General features: G+C 27.8%; 27 protein-coding genes. 25 read left to right on the top strand and 2 right to left on the bottom strand.

Annotation, left to right across the window (positions count from 1 at the left end):
• Positions 1 to 12: 12 nt before the first annotated feature.
• The 22 genes from BINT_RS07550 to BINT_RS14875 all read left to right on the top strand — a co-directional run bounded on the left by BINT_RS07550 (position 13) and on the right by BINT_RS14875 (position 13,295).
• On the top strand, positions 13 to 267 hold the full coding sequence (locus BINT_RS07550) for a hypothetical protein (protein WP_014487977.1): 255 nt from the start codon (positions 13 to 15) through the stop codon (positions 265 to 267).
• Positions 268 to 308: 41 nt separating this feature from the next.
• Complete coding sequence (locus BINT_RS07545; protein WP_014487976.1) at positions 309 to 506, top strand: hypothetical protein; 198 nt, start codon at positions 309 to 311, stop codon at positions 504 to 506.
• 512 nt (positions 507 to 1,018) lie between these two features.
• Complete coding sequence (locus BINT_RS07540) at positions 1,019 to 1,501, top strand: glycoside hydrolase family 19 protein (RefSeq protein WP_014487975.1); 483 nt, start codon at positions 1,019 to 1,021, stop codon at positions 1,499 to 1,501.
• Between the two features lie 13 nt (positions 1,502 to 1,514).
• Positions 1,515 to 1,925 carry a hypothetical protein gene (locus BINT_RS07535; RefSeq protein WP_014487974.1) on the top strand — a complete coding sequence of 137 codons (411 nt, stop codon included), beginning with the start codon at positions 1,515 to 1,517 and terminating at the stop codon, positions 1,923 to 1,925.
• A 1-nt stretch (position 1,926) separates the two neighbouring features.
• Complete coding sequence (locus BINT_RS07530) at positions 1,927 to 2,220, top strand: hypothetical protein (RefSeq protein WP_014487973.1); 294 nt, start codon at positions 1,927 to 1,929, stop codon at positions 2,218 to 2,220.
• A 91-nt stretch (positions 2,221 to 2,311) separates the two neighbouring features.
• Positions 2,312 to 2,572: a hypothetical protein gene (locus BINT_RS07525; protein ID WP_234944303.1), complete on the top strand. Its 261-nt coding sequence runs from the start codon at positions 2,312 to 2,314 to the stop codon at positions 2,570 to 2,572.
• 16 nt (positions 2,573 to 2,588) lie between these two features.
• Positions 2,589 to 2,816 carry a hypothetical protein gene (locus tag BINT_RS07520; RefSeq protein ID WP_049783499.1) on the top strand — a complete coding sequence of 76 codons (228 nt, stop codon included), beginning with the start codon at positions 2,589 to 2,591 and terminating at the stop codon, positions 2,814 to 2,816.
• 208 nt (positions 2,817 to 3,024) lie between these two features.
• Positions 3,025 to 4,101: a head maturation protease, ClpP-related gene (locus tag BINT_RS07515; RefSeq protein WP_014487970.1), complete on the top strand. Its 1,077-nt coding sequence runs from the start codon at positions 3,025 to 3,027 to the stop codon at positions 4,099 to 4,101.
• 11 nt (positions 4,102 to 4,112) lie between these two features.
• On the top strand, positions 4,113 to 4,481 hold the full coding sequence (locus BINT_RS07510; protein ID WP_014487969.1) for a hypothetical protein: 369 nt from the start codon (positions 4,113 to 4,115) through the stop codon (positions 4,479 to 4,481).
• Positions 4,482 to 4,573: 92 nt separating this feature from the next.
• Positions 4,574 to 5,662, top strand: coding sequence for a major capsid protein (locus tag BINT_RS07505; RefSeq protein WP_014487968.1), 1,089 nt, complete (start codon positions 4,574 to 4,576; stop codon positions 5,660 to 5,662).
• 24 nt (positions 5,663 to 5,686) lie between these two features.
• Positions 5,687 to 5,929 carry a hypothetical protein gene (locus BINT_RS07500; RefSeq protein ID WP_014487967.1) on the top strand — a complete coding sequence of 81 codons (243 nt, stop codon included), beginning with the start codon at positions 5,687 to 5,689 and terminating at the stop codon, positions 5,927 to 5,929.
• Positions 5,926 to 6,069, top strand: a complete 144-nt coding sequence (locus BINT_RS14800; RefSeq protein ID WP_014487966.1) for a hypothetical protein — start codon at positions 5,926 to 5,928, stop codon at positions 6,067 to 6,069. Before BINT_RS07500 ends, BINT_RS14800 begins: the two co-directional genes overlap by 4 nt.
• Positions 6,070 to 6,080: 11 nt before the next feature.
• Positions 6,081 to 6,305 carry a hypothetical protein gene (locus BINT_RS07495; RefSeq protein WP_014487965.1) on the top strand — a complete coding sequence of 75 codons (225 nt, stop codon included), beginning with the start codon at positions 6,081 to 6,083 and terminating at the stop codon, positions 6,303 to 6,305.
• Positions 6,306 to 6,324: 19 nt separating this feature from the next.
• Positions 6,325 to 7,008, top strand: a complete 684-nt coding sequence (locus BINT_RS07490; RefSeq protein ID WP_014487964.1) for a hypothetical protein — start codon at positions 6,325 to 6,327, stop codon at positions 7,006 to 7,008.
• Positions 7,009 to 7,277: 269 nt separating this feature from the next.
• Positions 7,278 to 8,750 carry a tail protein gene (locus BINT_RS07485; RefSeq protein ID WP_014487963.1) on the top strand — a complete coding sequence of 491 codons (1,473 nt, stop codon included), beginning with the start codon at positions 7,278 to 7,280 and terminating at the stop codon, positions 8,748 to 8,750.
• Between the two features lie 241 nt (positions 8,751 to 8,991).
• Positions 8,992 to 9,372, top strand: coding sequence for a hypothetical protein (locus tag BINT_RS07480; RefSeq protein WP_014487962.1), 381 nt, complete (start codon positions 8,992 to 8,994; stop codon positions 9,370 to 9,372).
• Positions 9,373 to 9,375: 3 nt separating this feature from the next.
• Positions 9,376 to 9,663 carry a hypothetical protein gene (locus BINT_RS07475; RefSeq protein WP_014487961.1) on the top strand — a complete coding sequence of 96 codons (288 nt, stop codon included), beginning with the start codon at positions 9,376 to 9,378 and terminating at the stop codon, positions 9,661 to 9,663.
• Positions 9,664 to 9,857: 194 nt separating this feature from the next.
• The gene (locus BINT_RS14880) at positions 9,858 to 9,998 is read left to right on the top strand and encodes a hypothetical protein (RefSeq protein WP_014487959.1); all 141 of its coding nucleotides are present in this window, start codon (positions 9,858 to 9,860) and stop codon (positions 9,996 to 9,998) included.
• A 10-nt stretch (positions 9,999 to 10,008) separates the two neighbouring features.
• Complete coding sequence (locus tag BINT_RS07470) at positions 10,009 to 10,434, top strand: hypothetical protein (protein ID WP_014487958.1); 426 nt, start codon at positions 10,009 to 10,011, stop codon at positions 10,432 to 10,434.
• A 5-nt stretch (positions 10,435 to 10,439) separates the two neighbouring features.
• Positions 10,440 to 11,840 (top strand): hypothetical protein, encoded by a 1,401-nt coding sequence (locus BINT_RS07465; RefSeq protein ID WP_014487957.1) that lies wholly within the window; start codon positions 10,440 to 10,442, stop codon positions 11,838 to 11,840.
• On the top strand, positions 11,841 to 13,091 hold the full coding sequence (locus BINT_RS07460) for a DNA circularization N-terminal domain-containing protein (RefSeq protein WP_014487956.1): 1,251 nt from the start codon (positions 11,841 to 11,843) through the stop codon (positions 13,089 to 13,091). It abuts the gene before it with no gap.
• A 27-nt stretch (positions 13,092 to 13,118) separates the two neighbouring features.
• Positions 13,119 to 13,295, top strand: a complete 177-nt coding sequence (locus BINT_RS14875; protein ID WP_014487955.1) for a hypothetical protein — start codon at positions 13,119 to 13,121, stop codon at positions 13,293 to 13,295.
• A gap of 61 nt (positions 13,296 to 13,356) precedes the next feature.
• Here the strand turns inward: BINT_RS14875 and BINT_RS07455 are convergent, their stop codons facing one another.
• Both BINT_RS07455 and BINT_RS07450 read right to left on the bottom strand, forming a co-directional pair.
• Entirely contained in the window at positions 13,357 to 16,527 is a 3,171-nt protein-coding gene (locus BINT_RS07455; protein WP_014487954.1) for an efflux RND transporter permease subunit, read from the bottom strand.
• Positions 16,528 to 16,547: 20 nt separating this feature from the next.
• Positions 16,548 to 17,948 (bottom strand): TolC family protein, encoded by a 1,401-nt coding sequence (locus tag BINT_RS07450; RefSeq protein WP_041177604.1) that lies wholly within the window; start codon positions 17,946 to 17,948, stop codon positions 16,548 to 16,550.
• Between the two features lie 295 nt (positions 17,949 to 18,243).
• Here BINT_RS07450 and treR point away from each other — a divergent pair, with 295 nt between their 5' ends.
• The 3 genes from treR (at position 18,244) to treC (ending at position 23,222) form a co-directional block, all read left to right on the top strand.
• Positions 18,244 to 18,954, top strand: coding sequence for a trehalose operon repressor (treR, locus tag BINT_RS07445; RefSeq protein ID WP_014487952.1), 711 nt, complete (start codon positions 18,244 to 18,246; stop codon positions 18,952 to 18,954).
• A gap of 555 nt (positions 18,955 to 19,509) precedes the next feature.
• On the top strand, positions 19,510 to 21,438 hold the full coding sequence (gene treP / locus BINT_RS07440; protein WP_014487951.1) for a PTS system trehalose-specific EIIBC component: 1,929 nt from the start codon (positions 19,510 to 19,512) through the stop codon (positions 21,436 to 21,438).
• A 119-nt stretch (positions 21,439 to 21,557) separates the two neighbouring features.
• Complete coding sequence (gene treC, locus BINT_RS07435; protein ID WP_014487950.1) at positions 21,558 to 23,222, top strand: alpha,alpha-phosphotrehalase; 1,665 nt, start codon at positions 21,558 to 21,560, stop codon at positions 23,220 to 23,222.
• Positions 23,223 to 23,227 lie beyond the last annotated feature (5 nt).

Here is a 23,227-nt window from a genome sequence, read left to right as displayed (position 1 = left end):
TTTAATTATTATATGAAAGATTACAGTCAAGCATTTATAAATACTAATGGAGAAGAATTTCCAAATACAAAAGCAGTAGATGCTGGAAGTCCGGGCAATACAAACGGTACAGAAATAATAGCAGATTTACTTAATGATAATTGGGGATTTTCTCAGTCATTATTAAAAGCAGCATCTATCAGTCCAAATGGAGAAGATGAAACTGCAGATAATTCTCAGAAATTAGAAGCCATAAAAAACTTTATAATGATGCAGATACGGCATTAAAAAATATTCTTACTCAAACAATAACACAAGCTGATAATGCTGTGAAAACAGAACTTAATCAGAAAATCAGTAAAGAAATAACAGACAGAACAAATGCCGACAAAAATCTTCAGAATCAAATAAATAGCATAATGTCTTTAATACCTAAAGATATAAAAACTAATGTAGAATTTGATACAGGAAAAACATTAGATGGTAAAAGAATGTATGGTATGTATGTAAAAAAAGTTTTTCTGTAAAATCTGAAGGTAAATACTATAATCCGAGTGGAAACATAAATATAGCTAATAATGTAACAGATTTAATATATAGTGAGATAAAATGCTATAAAGATACTATTGTATCAAATATAATGAATGATAGATTTATATACGATTATAAAATGAGAAATGTAGATACTTTTAACATTCCTCTAGATATAGGATTGTGTACAAATGTTAATAGGTTAAAAAACAATTATTTGTTACCGTTATTATTCAACACCTTACTCAACATGGTACTGTAATTCCAGCAGGTGAATTAGGTTTTAATGTAATAGGCTTTGTTTTTTATACAAAATAATAATTATATAGGAGGTTTATATGTTTATTGCTTTATTAATAGTTTTTATATTGTTTACATTATTCATTATTTTATATTATGTCAAAATCAAAAAAGTAAGAACTGTCGGAAAGATAAAGTATTGCTATAATTCTGTACTTTAAATTTAGAAAAATATTTTAGTAAATACTCTATTACTGATGAATATGATATGAAAATGTTTTTAGCACAGACAAGTCATGAAAGTAAGAATTTTACTGTATTAAAAGAAAGTTTTAAATATTCTCCTAAAAGACTTTTAGAAGTTTTTCCGTCTAAAGTAAAAACATTAGAAAATGCTGAAAATATATGCTCTCAGGGCTGGAAATCTATAGCAGAATTAGTTTACGGCAATAGAAAAGATTTAGGCAATATAAATGCAGGAGACGGATATAAATTCATAGGCAGAGGTATAATTCAGCTTACAGGAAGAAACAATTATAGTAAATATTCAAAATTGACAGGTTTAGATTTAATAAATAATCCTGATTTATTATTAGAAAAAGATGTAGCTTCAGAAGTTGCATGCTGCTATTATAAAAATAGAGGCTTAATTGGAATAAGAGATATTAAAGAAATTACTAAAAAGATTAACGGCGGATATAACGGGCTTCATGATAGGATAAGACGTTTTGAATTAATCAAAGATATTTAAGGATTTTTATTATATGCCAAGAACAACCATAAGCGATTTAGATAAACGAATAGCTAGTATATGTCATAGAATAGGAATAAATGAAGACGGCAGTTCAAACGGTAATGGTTTAATTAATACTATGAAAGAAATTAAAGAACGATTAGATTCTCATGAAAAATATTTAGATAATCTATCAGAGGATATGGTAAAAATAGATTATAGATTAGAAAAATTAGAAAGTTTGGCTAAAGTAATTAGTGAAGAACAGCAAAAAATTATTAATGAAATGAAAGAGATTAAAAAAAATATAGATGATAGTATTACAAGTACAAAAATAAAAAAAGCCGCAAATTTTATATTGCTTTTGGCAGGAGTGCTTACAGCATTGGGTACTATATTAGGCACAATATATTTTTTTACCAATCATTTCATAGGAAAGTAACATGAAAAAATTATTTGGTTTTTTAGATTCTAAAGGCTTGGGTAAAAAAACAAGCTGGTTTACAAGCATAGGAGCTTTTGCTTTTGGAATTATTATGACAAGTTTCATAATGATAACTCAAAAAAGATTTCCTAATTATAATGAATCTATTGCAATAGTTATAGTAATGTGGGGAGCAAGTTTAGTTACAGGAACAACTGATTTGAGCATTATTATAAATAATTTCTTTAAGGCAAAATATAATTACAAAGAAAATTATAAAGAAAATGACAGTAATAATCAGCATAATAATTAATTTTTTTAAGACAAAACTATTAAGTTTTTTGAAATCAAAATATTTTATATATTTTTTAATTACAGGCATTGTATTTGGATATATAAGTTTTTTGAATTATACAATAAAAACCAAAGATAAAAAAATAAAATATTTAGAAAAAGAAATATATACAGCAAAAATAGAAATATCAAATATAACTGCTTTAAAAAATATAAACTTTGAAAAAAGACAGATATACATAGATGAAACTTTTAAAAACAGCAGTAATTTAATAAATGAAATAGAAAATAAAAATCTTACAAAAAATGAATTAAGAGCTTTGAATACAAGCATAGAAAATTATTATAAAATAGCAAGCAATAAAAAATAATATAAGGCTGTTAATTATGAATAAAATATTTATATTTATTTTAACTTTATTCCTGATGGGCTGCCAATCTACAAAATATATAACCATACCGTTATCTAATCCACCTGCCTTCTATTACCCTAACACAAATATGCTCACACAAAAAGATTTAATAAAAGAATATCAAAACAACTTGAAAAAAATATCAGAATGGCAGGAATGGTATAAAATAAATACATCTTCAAATTATTTTTATAATAAATAAAAATGCCTAAAAATGCTATCTATATTGCAATCTTTTTACACCGTTTTATATTATAAACATACTTCAATAAACTAGATATGACTTTATTTATACCTAGTTAACAAAGTAGTAAGCATTAAGTATTTAACAACAATAAAGGAATAAGAACTTGGCAAACTGACAAATTTATTTGACAGCTGATAATTAGCCAAGTTCGAGCATAACAACAATGAACAAAATATCTATATCTGGAATAATAGGCTGGTATTTTACTTCAAGAGATTTTAGAAATCTTACTCAAAATATGAATGGCGATTTAGAAATAGAAATTACATCTCCGGGCGGATTTGTATTTTCAGGTATAGAAATACATAATCTAATAAAGGAATACTCAAATAATAAAGGTAAAGTTACTATTAAAATAATAGGCTTATGTGCTTCTATAGCTTCATATATAGCTATGGCAGGCGATAAAATCATAAGTTATGATAATGCTGTATTTATGATTCATAATGTAAGCATTTCTACAAGCGGAGATTACAGAGAACTTAATAAGCAAGCAAAAGAAATAGAAGCATTAACAAATATAATAGCAAAAGCATATTCTAAAAAATTAAATATAGATATCAATGAAATAAGAAAACTGATGGACAATGAAACATTTTATTATGGTGAGGAAATATTAGGCTTTTCAGATGAAGTTGTCAGTAATGGAAATGGAGAAGTTTCTAACAAAGAAGAAGCATATATATTGGCCAAAAATAGAATATATTCCTGCATAAATAAAATGTCAGAAAGCAATAAGGCTAAAGATGACTTGAAAAAAGCGGTTGCTTTTCTAGCTCTTGCAGTAAATACAGATGATGAAAATAATGATTTAAATAACAGCAGTAATAATATCACAAAAACAGCAGAGTTCATTAATACATCAGAAAATAATAACACAAAAAAAGAGGATAAGGAAATTATGGATTTACAGGAATTAAAAGAACAGCAGCCAGAATTATATAAAACAGTGTTCAATCTTGGAATAGAACATGAAAGGAAAAGAGTTATGGCTCATATAAAATTAGGAAAGGCAAGCAATCTTATAGATAAATCCATTTCCTATATAGAAAACGGAGCCTCTATTAGTGATGATGAAGTTTTAGCAGAGTATCATAGTGCTCAGCTTAGTAAAAATATACTTAATATGCATATAGAGGAAAATCCTGAAAATACTAATATGCTTTCAGAAGAAGATAAAGATAAAGCATTAGAAGAACAATACTTGAATGAGTTAAACAAATATAATCCTAAAAGATAAGGAGTATATGAATGAGTAATATCAAAGAAGAAAAAATATCATACGATGGAGTAATAAGAAATGTATTAAAAAGCGAAACACCTTTAGTTACTCTTGAAGCTTCAAGCCCTATTAAAAAAGGCACTATATTAATGAGAAACGGCGATAAATACAAACCTTATGAAACAGGTTCAAGCGATCCAGTAGGCATAGCTTTAAATGATGTAGAAGAAACAGAAGCAGGCGATTATCCTGTAGGAGTAATGCTTTCTGGAAGTGCTGATATAAACAGAGTAATTTTAAAAGGTCAAGAAGCAGGAACTGGAATCACAACAGAAATAAAATACAAATTAAGAATGTATTCTATATATTTAGAAAGTTACATAGAAATAGGAAAGTGATAATTTTTAATTATTTATAGAAGTGAATATAAAAAGTGAGCTAAAGCCAACAGTTATAATCTGAGGCGAGTATAGCAGCAATAGGAGTTTACATGCCAAATATTAGAGAGGCTTTTTTAAAGTCATATAAAGAAAGACAAGTTCTTAATCCTTTTTTAAGTAAATGGTTTAAGACAACACCAAGAGATATAGTAAGTGCTGGAAAAGTAAAAATAGATATAATGAGAAGTTCTTCAAAAGTAGCACCAGTTGTTACTGCTTTATCAGAACATTCTCCAAAACTAATAAGAACAGAATATACAGAAAAAGAGTTCACTCCGCCTAAAGTTGCCATAGGATTTGATATAACAGCAGAAGATATAGATACAAAAGTATTTGGTTTAGATCCTTATGCATCTGCAAATGTTCCATATATAGCAGATTTGCAGTCAAGAATAATGGATAAAATGCGTGAAGGCGAATTGGCAATAGCAAGAAATATAGAATATCAGGCTTCTCAAATATTTCAAACTGGAAAATTAACATTGCAAGATGATAAAGGCAACAATGTTTATGAGATAGATTATAAGCCTAAAGCAAGCCATATAGTTACAGTATCAACTGCTTGGTCTGATTATACTAATTCAGATCCTGACAAAGATATATCTAATCTTTATAAAGAAATATTAAAAGATGGAAAAACAAGAGCTGTAAATATTATATTCGGATCTAATGCTTGGGAGAATTATTGCAATAACTCCAAAGTAAAAGACAAATTGAATCTTAGAAATGCTAATGTAGGAATAGTAGATCCTAAATATTTATATGATGATGCTGATTATTTAGGCGAGCTTCTTATAGGTACTAATAGATTCAGATGTTACTGTTATGAAGGATATTATACTAATGCAAGCGGAAAAGATGTTAATTTCCTTGATCCTGATAAAGTTATAATGATACCTGATTCAGAAAGTATTAATTGTGATTTCAGAAAAATATACTGCACATCATCTACTATAACTGGAGTAGATCCTCGCTTAGAAAGTATAATACCTAGTTATATGAATCTTGAAAACAGAGCATACACAATAAGAGCTTGGCTTAATGAACCAGCTGATAGTTTATCTGCTGAAATATCTACAAGACCGCTTTTAATTCCTGTTTCACTAGATAGTTTCGGATGCATAAAAACAACAGTATGATTTTATTGAAGTAAGGAGAGTCAAATGAAATATAGGATATGTAAAGGTAAAGCAATTTCTACTAGGAAAGGTATTATAAATGAGCTTGAAGAAATAGATGAAAGTTTATTAGATAGAAATGCAGAAAAATTGCTGAATGTAAAAATTATAGAGAAAATAGAAGAAGATAATACAGAAACAAGCAGTCAGCAAGAAAATAATACTATTTCAGAAGAAGAAAATAAAGAAAAGAAATACTCTAAAAATATGGGAGCCAAAAAAAATTGAATCTGCTAGAGCAAGCTAAAAAAGATTTAAGATTCACATTAGAAGATATTAATAATGGTTTTGGTACAGAGTTCCAATTTAATGACGGTACAAAAATAGAACCTATTATATGCAATGTTTCTGATATAGGATTTTTTTAGATACTAATACTATGGTTGGAGTATCTTCAAGACAGGTAGAAATTACATGCTGTATAGAAACTTTGAAAAATAAAGGTTTTGCCTATCCTTCTAAAAATTGGATTCTAAGCTATATAAATACTAATAATGAAGAATTTTATTTCTCAATAAAGCAGATAAGACCAGACAGAACTTTAGGTATATATAATTTAGTTCTTGAAATTATGAAAATTGATAAAATACCTATAAAAGAATAAATAAAGCATAATAATTAATATGAATGCAATAATAAATAAACTAATTGATAAGAAAGATACTTTTGAAATTATACGTTTAAAGATAGCTAGTATATTAAAATATGAGCTTGAAAATCAAAAGAAACTAGCCAAAGAACAAGGAAAAGATGATAACAAATATAATATAGATATTTATGTAGAAAGAATAAATCCTTGGCTAATTTATTCTAATGAAATAAACGGCGATGAAAAAGGTGCTTTGCCATTAGTTAATATTACATTTGAAAGCGATAATCTTACACAGTCAGGAAGTATGAATATTGTAAGACAAAAATCGCAGGGTACTTTTTATATAGATTGTTATGCTTTAAAAAATAAGAGTTTTGATGAAAATGCAGATGAGGCTTCAAGCAAAGAGGCTGATAGAATATCTACTATAATAAGAAATATATTAATGTATAGCGGATATTTATGTTTAGGTTTAGAAGGTTTAGTAGTAAGACGTTATATCACAAAAAGAGAAAAATTGACTCAAAATAGTGATTCTAATTCTTCAGAAAGCGTATCAGTTTGCAGATTAACATTAATTGTTGATTATGCTGAATATTCTTTTGAAGAAGATCCTGTAGTATTAGAAAGCATAATAGGTGAATGTTTATTAAATGATACAGGCAAAGTGATATTTAATGCAGACTATATAAGTGAGCCGAAACCATCAGCATAATTTATTATGCTGATATTAATAGGTGTAGGCGAACATAACAATATAATAGAAGTTAAATAATATTTAATGCAGATTATATAAGTGAGCCGAAACCATCAGCATAATTTATTATGCTGATATTAATAGGTGTAGGCGAACATAACAATATAATAGAAGTTAAATAATATTTAATGCAGATTATATAAGTGAGCCGAAACCATCAGCATAATTTATTATGCTGATATTAATAGGTGTAGGCGAACATAACAATAATAGGAGATATTAATTATATGAGTGTAGATGTTAGTGCTTTATCCAGAGTTTTAGGTATAGATGTAACACCTCGTAATTTTAATGTAGGAAGTGCTATGTTTTTACCTCAAAGAATAGCAATTATAGGACAGGGAAATTCAAATGCTCAATATACATTAGATAAATATTCAGTAACAACTTTAGGAGATGTAGCAGAAAAATACGGATACGGTTCTCCTATACATCTTGCATGCAGAATGCTTTTTCCTACAAATAATGACGGTATAGGCGGTATACCAGTAACTATATATCCTCTTACAGATAAAGAAAGTTCAGTAGCTGCTAATGGAGAAATAACAGTAACAGGAAATGCAACAGAACAAAAATCTGTAAAAATATATATAGGAGGAATAGCCTGTCAATTTTTAGTATCTAAAGGAGATAATGCAGATTCTGTATTAACAAAGATAAAAACTTCTATAGATAGTATATTAGAAATGCCTGTAACTACTGGAGAAATATCTGAGTCTAAACTTCCTATTACTGCTAAATGGAAAGGAGAAAGCGGTAATCAAATAAGTATAGATATAAGCGAAGCAATAGTTAAAGGACTTACTTTTTCAATTACTAAATTTTCTAATGGTGCTTTAAATCCTGATGTAGATACTGCATTAAATAAAATAGGAGAAGTATGGGAAACATTCATATTAAATCTTTTAAATTATGATGATGAAGATACATTATCTAAATATAGAAACTTTGGTGAAGGAAGATGGAATAATTTAATTAGAAAGCCTTGTTTAGTAGCAAATGGCTGTACAGATGATTTCAATACTAGAACAGCTATTACTAATGGAGATGCTCAAATAACAGATAGAATAAACTTTTTAATTACAAGTGTAGGAAGCAGGGAATTGCCTTTCTGCATAGCTGCAAGAGGATTAGCAAAAGATATTGTTAGTACGGCAAATAATAATCCTCCTCAAAATTACAAAGGATATTTAACTCAGCTTGAAGCTGGAAAAGATGAAGAACAGGAAGATTATACAGTAAGAAATAATGCAGTTAAATTAGGAAGTTCTACAAATATTAAAGTAGGAAATACAGCTGTATTAAATGATATAGTTACATTTTATCACCCTGCTAATGATGATATAGGAGTTTATAAATATGTTTGTGATTTAGTAAAAATTATGAATGTATTATTTAACTGTGAATTAATATTTGCAAGTGATGAATGGAAAGGTGCTCCACTATTGCCTGATTCAGCTGTAACAGAAAATCCTACAGCCAAACAGCCTAAGAATGCTAAAGCGGCTTTAATGACATTGGCTGACAGTTTAGAGAAAAATGCAATTATTAGTGATAAAGAGTTCACAAAAGCAAATATAACAGCATCTATAGATAAACAAAATCCTAAAAGAATTAATTGGACATTCCCAGTAAAAATATCTGGTAATGTTGAAATAATAAGCGGAGATATATATGTAGGAGTATATTTAGAAAAATAATAATAGATAGAACAATTTTTATTAGCAACAATAAAAGCGAGCCGCCCGAGTAGGTACCCTTTGGGTAAGCCAGAAATAAATTTATTTATTTGATGATTATATGTTGAGGCGAGTATAACAATAATAAAAAATAATATTTTTAATATTAAAAAGATAATGATAAAAATTGTGAGCGTCTGGCAAGTTTACTTGACAGACTAGTTAAAGCGAACAATTTTTATTAGCAAAAATAGGAGGAAATATGGCAGGAGTTGGCGGACCTATTAAAGGAATATATATTGATGGCAGAAACTTCGTAGTAGATGGAGAAGTTGATGCTCAATTCTTTCCGGGAGGTTTTACTAATGAAGTTAAACCTAATGGAGATGGTACTCAAAGACTTGTAAAATCAATAAAACCTTCTGAATTGAATGATATACCTATAGTTATAGATGATAGCAGAGGCGATGAAGAATTTTTACAAAATGTAATGAACAAACATGAGTTTGTACAAATATCATTTACTACTATAAACGGAGATGTATTCAGCGGTTTAGGACAAATAGTCGGAGATGCTTATACTTCTAAAAAAGAACAAACAAAAACAGTAAGTTTTCAGGGAACATTTGAAAAACAAGGATAATTTATGGAAATAAAAATAGAAAGAAAAACTGCAGAAATAGAGTTTAATGACTTTTGCGAAATGTGGGACATAGATAATGATGTTTCTATAATGAGCGAAGAAGATAAAGAAGGCTTTGAGAAACAAAAAAATACAATTATTAAAGCTATTATGCAGGGAAGACTCACTATCAATAAAGAAGATAGAACTTTAAAGTATATTGTATCAGAGTTTTCAGAGAAATCAGGAGAAGAATTAAAAATAAGACGTTTGAAAGGTGCTGATTATATGTCTATGGATAATTATAAATAAAAAGAAAATGTCCATAAGATGTATTCTGTAATAGGAAATATGATAGGAAGAGATCCTAAATTTATATCCAATTTAGACGGAGCAGACAGTAAATTATTACAAGCTGTTATGATACTTTTTATACAAGGGTAAGTTCTATAATAGCTAAAAACGGAAGAGAAACAAAAGTATTAGGAATATCAGGAATATGCTCTATGCTTTTGCAAATATGTTCAGATTATAGTTCATTACCCAATATAGAAAATATGACTATAGAACAGATAAAATTTTTTTATAATCCATTAATAAGCAGTTTGATAGAAACACAAAAAGAAATATCTAAACTAAAAAAATGAAAGGTTTTTTATGGCAAGCAAATATAGTATAGAAGCAGTATTTAAAGCTATAGATCAATTTACAGCCCCTATTAGGAATATGCAAAAATCAAGCAATAAATTATCAGCTTCTATACAAACAGACTTTGCCAAAGCACAAAGAGAAGCATTAAAGTTCAAAGATAATTTTAGTAAAAATGTTTCAAAAGCAGTATCAAGTATAGGAAAAATTACAGCTAAAATAGGCATAGCTTCATCAGTAGCAGCAGGTGTAGCAGGTGCTGCTTTTATAAAAATAAGCAAAGATGCCATAGATTTAGCAAGCGATTTAACAGAAGTTCAAAACGTAGTTGTTGTTACATTTGGAAAAAATGCTGATAAAATAAATGGTCCAAAACTGCTTTACAGTCTTTCGGACTTTCAGAGCTTCAAGCTAAAAAGTTTACAAGTACATTAGGTGCTATGATGAAAAGCAGCGGACTTGCAGGCGATAAATTAGTTACTATGAGTCAAAATATGTCGGCATTGGCTGGAGATATGGCCAGTTTTTATAGTTTAGATATTGAAGATGCTTTTGAGAAAATAAAATCTGGAATAAGCGGAGAAACAGAGCCTTTAAAAGCATTGGGTATAGATATGAGTGTTGGAAATCTTGAAGAAGCATTTGATATTGATTGGAAATCTCTTACATCAGCAGAAAAAACTATGTACAGATATAAATATTTAATGAAAGCCAGTAAAGATGCTCAGGGAGATTTTTTAAGAACTATGGATAATTCTTTGGCAAATCAAAGAAGAGTTATAGGAACTACTATAAGTCAAATACTGGCAAGACTAGGAAGTGTATTTTTACCGGGATTAATAAAAATAAGTTCTTCTATTTTAAAAGCTATACAAAGTATAGATGTAGAAGATATTGCTTCAAAACTAGAAACATTTGTATCTTCAATAGATTTTGACTATATAATCAATAATATTAAAAATACTATATCTGATATTATTAGTTTTATAAAACAGATAGATTTCAATTCAATATTTAATAAGGTAAAAGATATAGTTTCCCGTATATTTTATTTTGTAAAACAAATTGATTTTAAAACTATACTTAATTTCATGTTTAATTTAATAAAAACTTCTATTACAATAATTAGTATATTAAAACCTTTTATTCCTATTATACTAGCTATAGTTGCTGCATTTAAATCATATCAAACTATTATGCTTGCTGCTGCGATTGCTCAAATGGCTTTTAATATAATAATGGCTGCTAATCCAATTAGTATAATAATTATAGCAGTAGGTATATTAATAGGATTAATATATATTTTAATAAAGAACTGGGACACTGTTAAAAATGCTGTTATTAATTTTGTAAATACGGCACTCAATTTTTTAGACAATCTTTTTAATAAAATATATGAGTTTATAGATTCGGCTCCTTGGTTTCTGCAGGCTTTTATAATGCCTTTTAAAATCGGTATAGATTTAGTTAGAACTTTGCTTGCTGTATGGAAAAATGTTGTTAATGCTTTCAAAGAAAATGGAATAAAAAGTGCTTTAATAGAAATTGGAAAAGGAATCATAGCTTTATTAATAACTCCTTTACAAAATGTATTAGGTTTAATTTCCAAAATACCATTAGTTGGAAATATAACAAGCAGATTATCTGAAAAAATGAATGATATTAAAAGCTCTCTTGTAGCACCTACAACAAAAGAAGAAAGAGCAAATGTAACTAAAACTATAGAAAATACAACTAAAGGAATTGTAGAAATAAGAGATACTACAGGAAAAGCAAAAATGACAAGACCTATTAATACAAAAAATCCTAATATCACTTTTAAGCCTTCAGGAGCTTTTTAAATGTCTTGGGAAGATAGATTATTAGAAGCAAGTTATATATCTCCAAGCGGCATACCTTTTAATTTTCTTTATGAAGATGTTTCTTATGAATTTGATAAGAAAACAACATCTTTTATTTTTCCTGATATAGATGGTGCTTATGTTCAGGATATGGGAGTCGGAGAAAACAGATACCCTCTCAATATAATATTTTGCGGTGAAAACTATGACTTGGAAGCTGACAGATTTGTTAAAGCATTAAAAGAAAAAGGCAGAGGAACATTAATTCACCCTAAATATGGTATAAAAAAAGTAGTACCTTTTGGAACTATAAAAAGAAATGATGGTATAGTCAATAATGCTAATCAATGCATATTTGAAATAATATTTATAGAAGATAATATACGTACTGATAATTCTTTATTAGAAAGTATATCTAATATAATTGATAAAATACAAAATTGTGTTGATGTATATGCTCAATATGCTTCATTTAATTTTGTTAAAACTTTTGCAGTTACATCTGTTGGAGAACTTATAACAATCAGAGATATAGCAACACAGTCTTTTACAGATGTATTTAATCAAATATCTTATATAGCAGGCATAAATGATGATTATGACAGTATATTAAAACTTTTAAATGATTCATTTATAGATACAATAAATGAAATAGGAAATAAGCCAATTAATGCAATAAATATGCTTATGAGTGCTATGCTTATTCCTGCTCAAATACCTAATTATGATGTAAGCAGTAAACTTGATATATTTGAAAACTTAATTAATCCAAAATTAAAAACTAAATATAATAAATCTATATATGATGCCAATATAGCAAATACAAATTTTGCTATAGATAAAGTTTTTATGTATACAGCCGCTGCTGGAATGTGTCAGTCTGTTATATATTCTGAAATAAAAACAAGAGATAAAGCATTAGAAATTAATGATAGAATAAATAATAATTATAATAATATTCAGAAATGGTTAGATGATAATATAAAATCTTTATCTTTCACAGATGATGAATCAGACTATAATAATATATTAGAGTTAATATCACAAACTAAAAATTACCTTGTTAATAATGCTTTCAATCTATCTTCTGCAAATAAAATAATATTAGATGAAGATAGAAATATATTTGAATTAGTAAGCGAGCTTTATGGAAGTTTAGAAAATATAGATGATTTTATATCATTGAATAAATTAAATATACAGGAAATAGGAATACTGCCAAAAGGAAAAGAAATAGTATATTATTTATAAATTGAAAAGGAGTAAAACTTTATATTTATGCCTTCCAAACATTTAGTAAAACAGAATGAAGATTTAAAACAAATAGCAATACAATATTATGGCACCACTCAAAAAATTAATTTAATTATTAAGTCAAATTCATTTTTAGCAGTTAGAGAAATAATTAACAGTTTACCTCAAATAATAGAAGGCGACATTTTATTTATTCCATAATATATAAAAAACTGTTCGCTTGTAGTCTGTGTATACTAAAAATTTTTAAGTTTGTATAGTTTTAATTCTTATAATTTATTTTTATAAGTTTCAAATCTGCTGATATCATAAATAAACATGGTAAAAGTATCAATGTTAAAAGTGCAGCAAATAAAAGTCCATAAGCCATAGCCATAACCATAGGTACTATCAAATCAGCACGTCCTCCTATACCATAAACAGTTGGAAGAAGTCCGAATATTGTAGTAACTGTTGTTAGAAATATTGCTCTGAATCTGTCTCCTGCACCTTCAACTACTGCATTAAGTACATCTTCTTTTGTATGTATGTTTCCTTGTTCAAGTATTCTGTTTATTAAGTCCACCATTATAATACCATTATTTACAACTACACCAGCAAGCCCAACTATACCAACAGCACCAACAAATGACATAGGCATTCTATGTGCTGCAAATCCTAGTATAACTCCTATTATTCCGAATGGTATTATACCCAAAATCATGAAAGGCTGAACGAATTTATTAAATTGAAGAAGAAGTATTACATATATAGCAATTATAGCAATAACATATCCCCAAGCAATACCGATTATAGAGCCTCTAGTTTCTTTTACCTCTCCTGCAAACTCTACACTTATGTTAGGATAATCTTTTGATATAGAATTAAAATAATCCTGCATTGCATAAGTTGCTTGTATAGCAGTATTTTTTCCCTGTTCAATATCTGCGGTCATGGTTATTGATTTTTTTCCATTATAGTGCTTTATGCTTGATTGATTATTTGTAATATATATGTCTGCTATATCTTTTAATTGTATAAGTCTGTTATATGTATTTGGTATATAAAGATTATTAAGTACATTTGTATCATAAGTATATTTTTTATCTAATCTTACTCTGAAGTCTAATTTATTTTCAAACTGCTGAATTGAAGTAGCGACTATTCCAGCATAAGCCGCTCTCAATTCTCTTGCAGCATAAGCAACATTCACTCCGAGTTCTCCCATTCTGTCATAATCAAATATTACTCTTAATTCTTCCTGTCCGATTTTATCATCATCATCATAGTTTATTATTCCATTTAAACTTAAAAGATGTTCTTTCATTTTATCTTTTACTTCTTTAACCATAGCAGTATCATTTCCTATTATTTTTATATCAACTGCTTTACCCGGGTTTATTGGAAGTTTAGTATTTACTGTGATTAATGCTAATTCCTTTTTTATACCGCTTTTTTCTATTGCTAAATTTAAATCATCTACTATATCATAAGCTATTTTTTTTCTGTTATTTGCAGGAACTAAATATATCATAATACCGGCAAGATTATCCATTTCTTCAGATACTTCTACAGTATTTTTATCTAATTGTTTTCCTAATAGGCTATATACTGCTATTATATCATTAGTGTTTACAGTTTCATAAATAATATTTTCTACCTGCTGAAGATATTTTTCTGTTTTATATAAAGAACTTCCAACTCCTGTATCCATATTAACAACTATAACATCAGCACTAGTATCATAAACTAAAGTAAACTTTGCAAATATTACTCTTGCTATTACTAAAGTGATAAGCAATGTAATTACAAAAAATATTAATACAATATATCTAAATTTTAATGTAAATCTTAAAAATTTAACAAAAGGTATTTTTAATTTATCAAATAATTTATCTTTATCAAAATCAAGAGGATTTTTGAAATTAAATCTTTTTCTTTTATGTTCTCCTGTAAGTTCTTCTTTAGTAATTAAGTTATTAGGTAAAAGAAGCACAGCCTGAAATATACTTACAACTAATGCCACTATAACAACTCTAGGATATTGATTTATTAATCTTCCCATAGTTCCAGTAACAAATATTATAGGTGCAAAAGATGCAACGGTTGTGAGAGTAGAAACAAGCATAGGCATAAATACTTCTCCTACAGCACTTTTTGTGGCGTCAAGTCCTCTTATTCCTCTTTGATGATAATTAAAAATATTTTCTGAAACTACTATTGAGTTGTCAACTATCATACCTAAAACCGTTATAATACCGCCTAGAGAAATTATATTGAATGTTATTCCAGAGTATGTCATATAAATAAGAGAAACAGAAATAACTATAAGCATTCCAAGAGAAGTAAATATTGCACTTTTGAAATCCAAAAATATTATAAGTATTACAAATATGATTATGAATCCTGTTATAATATTTGAAGAAACTGCATTAAGCAAATCATTAATTGTTCTTGAGTTATCAGCCATAGGTACTATTTCTATATTATTTGGTATAGTATCTTTATTTTTTTCAAAATATGCATTAACATTATATATAGTTTTTAATATATCAGCATCTTCTTTTTTTATTATATTTATTGAATATCCACTCTGACTATTAACTCTCATGTATACGCTTTTATCAACAAATAATTCTTCAACTCTTGCCACATCTCCGATTCTTATCGGCTGACCATTAAATATAGAACGTATAATAACATTTGTAATAGATAATGGATCTTGAAATTGTCCTGTAGTTACAAGAAGTTTATTCTTTTCTTCTAAATCAGCATTTTCATCAGGCTTCATGCTTCCGCTTGTAGAGCGTATATTTCTTAAAGACAATGCCTGTACTATTTCTGATAACGAAGTATAATACTCATTTAATTTATTAGGGTCTGCTAGTATTTGAATTTCTGGGTCTGTTCTTCCATATACTTCAATATTTGCAACTCCGTCTACATACTTTAATTCTTTTTCAAATTTTTTAGATATATCATAAAGTTCTTTTTCACTTCCTTCCATTCCTTTCTTGAATCTTAAACCTAAATTGTATATAGGAAGTCTGTTTGCATTAGCTTCAAAGATTTTTATCTCCGAAACATCTTTAGATACATTAGGAGCATTTTGAAGACGTCTGAATATTTCATCTTTCACAGGTCTTGAGTCTTTAAGATTCATGTCTATTCTTATAGTAAGAATTCCTGCATTTTCTATTATTATAGAATAAAACTCGTCAATGCCTGCTATAGTTTGCAGTTCATCTTCTAATGGAATCATTGCATATTGCTCAACGTCTTCCGGAGAAGCTCCCGGATATATAACCTGAACTATCATAACATCAAAGTTAGTTGATGGGAAAGCTTCTTTCTTTATATTAAGATAAGAGTATATTCCAACAGCTAGAGTAACCAAAATAATAACATTAACTAATAATCTGTTTTTTGCAAATAGTTCAATTATTTTATCCATATCTAATTCCAATAAAAATATTAATTATTAAGTAACACCAGAGAATTATAATCCATAACAGTAGTTATTATTAAATACTGCAAATTAAGAAGTTCTGCTCTTGCCTGTGCTAAATCAAGTCTTGCATTTATTATTTCATCTATAGGGAGTCGTCCTTGTCTGAATTTAGCATTTTGCGTATTTATTCTTGATACTATAGCATTAACTTCCAATTTTTTATTTTCAAGCATTTTTTTGTATGCTTCAAACTCATCATAATAAGTACCTATCTGCACATCGAAATCTCTATTAACTCTGTCAAAATCGGCAGTAACAGCATTCAAAGCAGCATAAGCATCTTCCATTTTAGCTTTGGCATCTCTTCCGCCTATAGGGTAGGAGAACATAAGACCTACAAAATAATCAACATTTGTCATAGTAGAAAAAGACTTAAAATATCCGCTGTCATCTAAACTAGATAATGATACGCTTCCTACTATAGATAAATCAGGCAATGCATTATTCTTCATTACTGAAATAGCATATTCGCTTCTTAATTTTAATTGATAAGCCATTTGACCTTGAGCACTTTCTAAAAATGGTACTATATCTATTTTGGCATTTATAGAAGTTTCTAATGTTTGATTCCAATCTTCTTCATTAGGCTGTATATTTTCTTCAGGTATAAAGAATTGAATATTTCTCATAACTTTTTTTAACATTAATTCAGATTTATCTCTTGCTTCTATATATTTTAAAGTTTGTCTTTTTGCATTTTGATATGAATCATTATCTATAACACCGCTTGTATATCTTTTATACACTTGATTTTCAAAACTTCTTGCTTCTCTTATCATTTCATTATATAAAGCTATTAATTTTCTAGCCATTATCCATTGATAATAAATTTTCTGATAAGATGTTAATACACTGTTATCATCTATTATTCTTTTTAATTTTGCTATAGTAAGCTGATATTCTGCATCCTTTATAGGGTATCTATCTAATTTACCAAAAAAATCTCTTAGTATAGGCTGTGCAATTTGTATTTTAATACTTGGATAATAGTATTTAAAATTATTAGTGCTTAAATTTGGAAGTTTTCCATTAACAGTTCCAAATGGAGTATCAACAGGCAATGAAATATCTCCTGTATTAAAATTTCCGAAAAAACTATCATGCTTAATTTCTACAGACCATCTTGTTCCAGAGTATGGTACAAGTCCGCTGAAACCCGCACCTATTCTAAATCCATTATAATTGAAATCTGATGTTGGTAAAAAATTGTATTCATCAAAATGGCTTTGCTTTCCTATAGCACCAGCCTGTAAATCAAATTTAACATCTCCGGAACTTTTTGCTTTTGTTAAATTGTTTGCAGCATTGCTTTCTTGAGAAGCTGTCAATTTCATTTCTGGTATTAATAATTTGATTCTTTCCATATACTGAGCATAAGGAAGTATTATAGTATTTGTATTGTTAGTTTGTGCAAAAATAAAAAAATTAAAAAAACTGAATGTAAAAAAATAATATATATCAATTTCCTCAACACTTTTATTCACCTAAAATAAATATTGTATCTATTCTATTATTTTTGATTTTTTTATCAAGTACAAAAAAATTACTATTGTATGATAAACTACATTTTTTATTTTTTGTAAATTAGATCTATTAAAAACATATATTTACAAACATAACTTTTTATATTATAATCTTTCAATCAATTAAGAGGTTAATATGGCATCGAAGTACGAAGAAATTTATAATAGTTTGCTTGATAAAATAAGATTTGGATACTATAAAAAAGGTGATATACTTCCAAGTGAATATGATCTGATGAAAGAATATGATGCCTCAAGGGATACTATAAGAAAATCACTTCAGCTATTATCTAATAATGGATGCATTCAAAAACATAAAGGCAAAGGTTCTATAGTTATTAATTCAAATATATACAATTTTGAATTCGGAGGAATATTCAGTTTTAAAGAAGTTGCTTCAAAAATGTATGGTAAAAAAGTAGAAACTATAGTGCATAGATGTGAATGTATAAAACCTGATGCATTAGTGAAGAGTGCTTTAAAATTAAATGATGATGATAAAGTATGGGCCATAGAGAGAATAAGAAATATAGACGGTGAAAATATTATACTAGATATAGACTTTATCAATGCATCTATTATACCATTCATAGATGAAAATATTTTAAAAGACTCTTTATATGAACATATAGAAAAAAATCTTCAGTTAAAAATATCCTATGCTGAAAGAGAAATATCATGTGAAAAAATAAATAATAATGATAAGAAACTTTTAGATTTAAAAGATTATGATATGGTGATAAATGTAGAATCTAGGACTTTTTTATCAGATACTAGAGTTTTTCAAATAACTTCAGCAAGACATAGACCAGATAAATTTAAATTCAGAGATTTTGCCAGAAGATAATTTCTTAAAAATATATTTTATCGATGTATATACATAAACAACTATACTTTGTCAAAAATAATTTTTTTAATTTAAAATATTTTCAGGGCTTTGCCCAGAACCCCAGTTCTTTTATTGGTATAAAAGAACCAAAAGAACTGCATTTTAGTATAAATTTAGGATATATACTATATTTAATAAGTATTTTTAAAATATAAAGTTCTAGGCTATTGCGTTTTTTGCAACTTTTTTGTGCGGCAAAAAAGTTGATAATTCTATATAAAGTCATCAGTTGACAAAGTTAAAAATTTTCAGTATATACTATTTTCTATCTTACTTATAAAACTACAACACACTTTTAGAATTTCAAATATAAAAACAGTATTAAATTATGAAGAATTATCTATATTAAAATTTATTCTAATTAAATATTATAAGCGTTTTTTATCATTTAATATTTTATTTATAAAATTTGTAAAAAATACAAGTATATAATTGACAAACTTGTACGTATATGTTAATATGTACGTACAAGTTAATGATAATAGAAATATATAAAAGCTATGGAGGCATATTATGGGAAAATTCACCGAAGACGCCACCTTATTATTAAAATATGTTGGCGGTAAAGAAAATGTTAAGGCAATAACTCATTGTGTTACAAGAATGCGTTTTGTTTTGGTAGATACTAAAAAAGCAGATATCAAAGCTATCGAAAAATTAAAATCTACTAAAGGTACTTTCACTCAATCAGGACAATTTCAAGTTATAATAGGTAATGAGGTTTCAGAATATTATAATGAATTTGTTAAAATTTCTGGTATAGAAGGAGTAAGTAAAGATGCTGTAAAAGAATCAGCAAAAGGCAATCAAACATTCTTGCAGCGTTTAATGTCTAACATAGCCGAAATATTTTCACCTCTTATTCCAGCTATTATATGCGGAGGTTTTATATTAGGTTTTAGAAGCGTAATATCAGATATAAAATTTTTTGAAGAGGGTACAAAAAGCTTAACTCAAATATCTCAATTTTGGGCTGGAACAAATGATTTTTTATGGTTAATAGGTGAGGCAATTTTCCATTTCCTTCCAGTTGGTATTACTTGGTCTATCACTAGAAAAATGGGAACTACTCAAATCTTGGGTATTGTTTTAGGTATAACATTGGTTTCTCCTCAGCTTGTTAACGCTTATTTGGTTGGAAGTGTTGATCCTAAATTTTATGATTTTGGAATATTTAAAATGCCTATGGTTGGTTATCAGGCACAAGTTATACCGGCTATAATGGCGGGATTTATATTAGTTTATTTAGAGAAGTTTTGGAGAAAAGTTGTCCCTGAATATGTTTCTATGGTTATAATACCATTTGCTTCATTAATACCAACAGTTATAATAGCACATGCAGTTGTCGGCCCTATAGGTTGGAAAATAGGTGAGGCTGTTTCTTATGTTGTATATACTGGCTTAACATCTAAATTCGGAGTTTTATTTGCTGGTGTATTCGGATTCTTCTATGCTCCTTTAGTAATAACAGGACTTCATCACATGTCTAATGCTATTGACTTACAGCTTATGAGTCAGTTTGGAGGCACTATGTTATGGCCTATGATAGCTTTATCAAATATAGCACAAGGTTCTGCAGTAGTTGCTATGTCCATACTTCAGAAAAGAAATAACAAGGCTAAACAAATAAATATACCGGCATTTATATCATGTTATTTAGGAGTTACAGAGCCTGCATTATTCGGTGTAAATTTAAAATATGGTTTTCCATTTATATGCGGTTTGATAGGTTCTTGTGTGGCTGCAATTATATCAGTTGGTTCTAAGGTTATGGCTACATCTATTGGTATTGGCGGAATACCGGGAATACTTTCAATACAGCCAAAGCATATGTTAATGTTTGCTGTTGCTATGATTTTTGCTATAGCTATACCATTAGTATTAACTCTTATAGTAGGAAAGAAAAAATTAAAACCAGAAGATTTAACTGATAATATAGAATCTTCAGAAACTGTTTCAGATAATGCATCAGCTGCAGAAGCTATAACTTTAGATGATGATAATTTTGTTTCACCTATGAATGGAAAACTTTATAAATTATCAGACATAGCAGATGAAGCATTTTCAAGTGGTGCTATGGGAGAAGGTTTTGCAATAGAATTAGCTGATGGTATGGTAACTTCTCCTTGCGATGGTGAAATAATAGCTGCTTTCCCTACAAAACATGCTTATGGTATAGAAACTGCAAACGGAAATGAAATACTTATTCATATAGGTATGGATACTGTAGAGCTTAATGGAGAAGGTTTTGAATCTTTTGTAAAAGTGGGAGATAAAATAAAAAAAGGAGACAAAATAGCTAAGGTTGATTTAGAGTACGTAAAAAATCATGGAAAATCTTTAGTATCTCCTGTTGTGTTTACAGACGGAACTAAAATTAATTTATTAAAGGAAAATACTATAATAAAAAACGGTGAAGGAAAAATTATAGAAATAAAATAACAAAGCGGGGTAAATATTTATAGGTTTTTATTATATATACGGCAGTTAACTATATATTATTGGCTGCCGTTATGAAACTTATAAATATTATTATAAAATTATTTAATTAGGAATCATTTATGAATTTTAAAAATAAAGTTGTTTATCAAATATATCCAAAATCTTTTATGGACAGCAACAATGATGGATTTGGAGATATAAAAGGAATAATATCAAAATTAGACTATTTACAAAATTTAGGAGTAGATATTATTTGGAGTACACCTTTCTTCGTTTCTCCTCAAAAAGATAATGGATACGATGTTGCTGATTATTATAATGTTGCTCCTTCTTATGGTACTATGGAAGATGTTGAAGAACTTATAAAAGAAGCTAAAAAAAGAAATATAGATATAATGTTTGATATGGTATTCAATCATACTTCTACAGAGCATGAATGGTTTAATAGAGCTATGAATGGAGAAGAAAAATATAAAAATTATTATATATTCAAAAAGGGCAAAGTAGTTGATGGGAAAAAAATACCTCCTACAAATTGGGTATCTAAATTCGGAGGAAATGCTTGGCAGTATGTAGAAAAATTTGATGAGTATTATTTGCATTTATTCGATGTCAGTCAGGCTGATTTGAATTGGGATAATAAAGAAGTAAGAAAAGAAATTTTTGATATAGTTAACTTCTGGATAAAAAAAGGAGTTTATGGATTCAGATTTGATGTTATAAACCTTATATCAAAGCCTGAAGTTTTTAAAGATGATTTTGAAGGTGACGGCAGACGCTTCTATACTGACGGAATAAATATACATAAATATTTAAAAGAGTTAAATAAAAATACTTTCGGAAAATATGATAATGCTATCACAGTAGGCGAAATGTCATCAACAAGCATAGAAAACTGCATTAAATATTCAGGTGAAAAAGAAAATGAACTTAGTATGGTATTTAGCTTTCATCATTTGAAAGTTGATTATAAAAATAATGATAAATGGCAGTTAATGGATTTTGATTTTCAGGAATTAAAAAATATTTTATTCTCTTGGCAGGAAGGAATGCAGGATAATAATGCATGGTCAGCTTTATTTTGGTGCAATCATGATCAGCCTAGAATAGTATCAAGATTCGGAGACGATAAAAAATACCATAAAGAATCTGCTAAAATGCTTGCTACAGTTATTCATTGTTTGAGAGGCACTCCTTATATTTATCAAGGTGAAGAAATAGGTATGACTAATGCTTATTTTGATAATATCAATCAATATAAAGATGTTGAGTCAATAAACTATTTCAATATACTTAAAAATAATGGTATAGAAGAAAAAGAAATATATAAAATACTTCAAAGTAGATCAAGAGATAATTCAAGAACTCCTATGCAATGGAATAACAAAGAGAATGCAGGATTTTCAAATGCTAAACCTTGGATAGAAGTGATTTCTAATTACAAAGATATCAATGCAGAAAATAATATTAATGATGAAAACTCTATATTTAATCATTATAAAAAATTAATAAAATTAAGAAAAGATTATAAAGTTATTTCAGAAGGTAAAACTATACCTATATTAAAAGATGATAAAAATGTATTTGCTTTCATAAGAGAATATAACAATGAAAAACTTTTAGTAATAAATAATTTTTACGGTAATGAGTGCACTATAGATTTAAGCAATATTGATTTTGATATAAAAAAATCGAAATGCCTTCTTTCAAATTATGATGAGGCAGTACTTGATAATACTTTAAAGTTGAGACCTTATGAATCTATAGTTTTATATAATAAATAATTGCA

Source organism: Brachyspira intermedia PWS/A (assembly GCF_000223215.1).
Classification (GTDB): Bacteria; Spirochaetota; Brachyspiria; order Brachyspirales; family Brachyspiraceae; genus Brachyspira; species Brachyspira intermedia.
The sequence above is the reverse complement of the archived record's forward strand: the minus strand, read 5'-3'. Positions and strand labels throughout refer to the sequence as shown.

Coding starts and splice junctions, on each gene's coding strand:
- BINT_RS07550 (WP_014487977.1), top strand. CDS start 13: ATGAAAGATTACAGTCAAGCATTTATAAATACTAATGGAGAAGAATTT.
- BINT_RS07540 (WP_014487975.1), top strand. CDS start 1,019: ATGAAAATGTTTTTAGCACAGACAAGTCATGAAAGTAAGAATTTTACT.
- BINT_RS07535 (WP_014487974.1), top strand. CDS start 1,515: ATGCCAAGAACAACCATAAGCGATTTAGATAAACGAATAGCTAGTATA.
- BINT_RS07530 (WP_014487973.1), top strand. CDS start 1,927: ATGAAAAAATTATTTGGTTTTTTAGATTCTAAAGGCTTGGGTAAAAAA.
- BINT_RS07520 (WP_049783499.1), top strand. CDS start 2,589: ATGAATAAAATATTTATATTTATTTTAACTTTATTCCTGATGGGCTGC.
- BINT_RS07515 (WP_014487970.1), top strand. CDS start 3,025: ATGAACAAAATATCTATATCTGGAATAATAGGCTGGTATTTTACTTCA.
- BINT_RS07510 (WP_014487969.1), top strand. CDS start 4,113: ATGAGTAATATCAAAGAAGAAAAAATATCATACGATGGAGTAATAAGA.
- BINT_RS07505 (WP_014487968.1), top strand. CDS start 4,574: ATGCCAAATATTAGAGAGGCTTTTTTAAAGTCATATAAAGAAAGACAA.
- BINT_RS07500 (WP_014487967.1), top strand. CDS start 5,687: ATGAAATATAGGATATGTAAAGGTAAAGCAATTTCTACTAGGAAAGGT.
- BINT_RS07495 (WP_014487965.1), top strand. CDS start 6,081: ATGGTTGGAGTATCTTCAAGACAGGTAGAAATTACATGCTGTATAGAA.
- BINT_RS07490 (WP_014487964.1), top strand. CDS start 6,325: ATGAATGCAATAATAAATAAACTAATTGATAAGAAAGATACTTTTGAA.
- BINT_RS07485 (WP_014487963.1), top strand. CDS start 7,278: ATGAGTGTAGATGTTAGTGCTTTATCCAGAGTTTTAGGTATAGATGTA.
- BINT_RS07480 (WP_014487962.1), top strand. CDS start 8,992: ATGGCAGGAGTTGGCGGACCTATTAAAGGAATATATATTGATGGCAGA.
- BINT_RS07475 (WP_014487961.1), top strand. CDS start 9,376: ATGGAAATAAAAATAGAAAGAAAAACTGCAGAAATAGAGTTTAATGAC.
- BINT_RS14880 (WP_014487959.1), top strand. CDS start 9,858: ATGCTTTTGCAAATATGTTCAGATTATAGTTCATTACCCAATATAGAA.
- BINT_RS07470 (WP_014487958.1), top strand. CDS start 10,009: ATGGCAAGCAAATATAGTATAGAAGCAGTATTTAAAGCTATAGATCAA.
- BINT_RS07465 (WP_014487957.1), top strand. CDS start 10,440: ATGATGAAAAGCAGCGGACTTGCAGGCGATAAATTAGTTACTATGAGT.
- BINT_RS07460 (WP_014487956.1), top strand. CDS start 11,841: ATGTCTTGGGAAGATAGATTATTAGAAGCAAGTTATATATCTCCAAGC.
- BINT_RS14875 (WP_014487955.1), top strand. CDS start 13,119: ATGCCTTCCAAACATTTAGTAAAACAGAATGAAGATTTAAAACAAATA.
- BINT_RS07455 (WP_014487954.1), bottom strand. CDS start 16,527: ATGGATAAAATAATTGAACTATTTGCAAAAAACAGATTATTAGTTAAT.
- BINT_RS07450 (WP_041177604.1), bottom strand. CDS start 17,948: ATGGAAAGAATCAAATTATTAATACCAGAAATGAAATTGACAGCTTCT.
- treR (WP_014487952.1), top strand. CDS start 18,244: ATGGCATCGAAGTACGAAGAAATTTATAATAGTTTGCTTGATAAAATA.
- treP (WP_014487951.1), top strand. CDS start 19,510: ATGGGAAAATTCACCGAAGACGCCACCTTATTATTAAAATATGTTGGC.
- treC (WP_014487950.1), top strand. CDS start 21,558: ATGAATTTTAAAAATAAAGTTGTTTATCAAATATATCCAAAATCTTTT.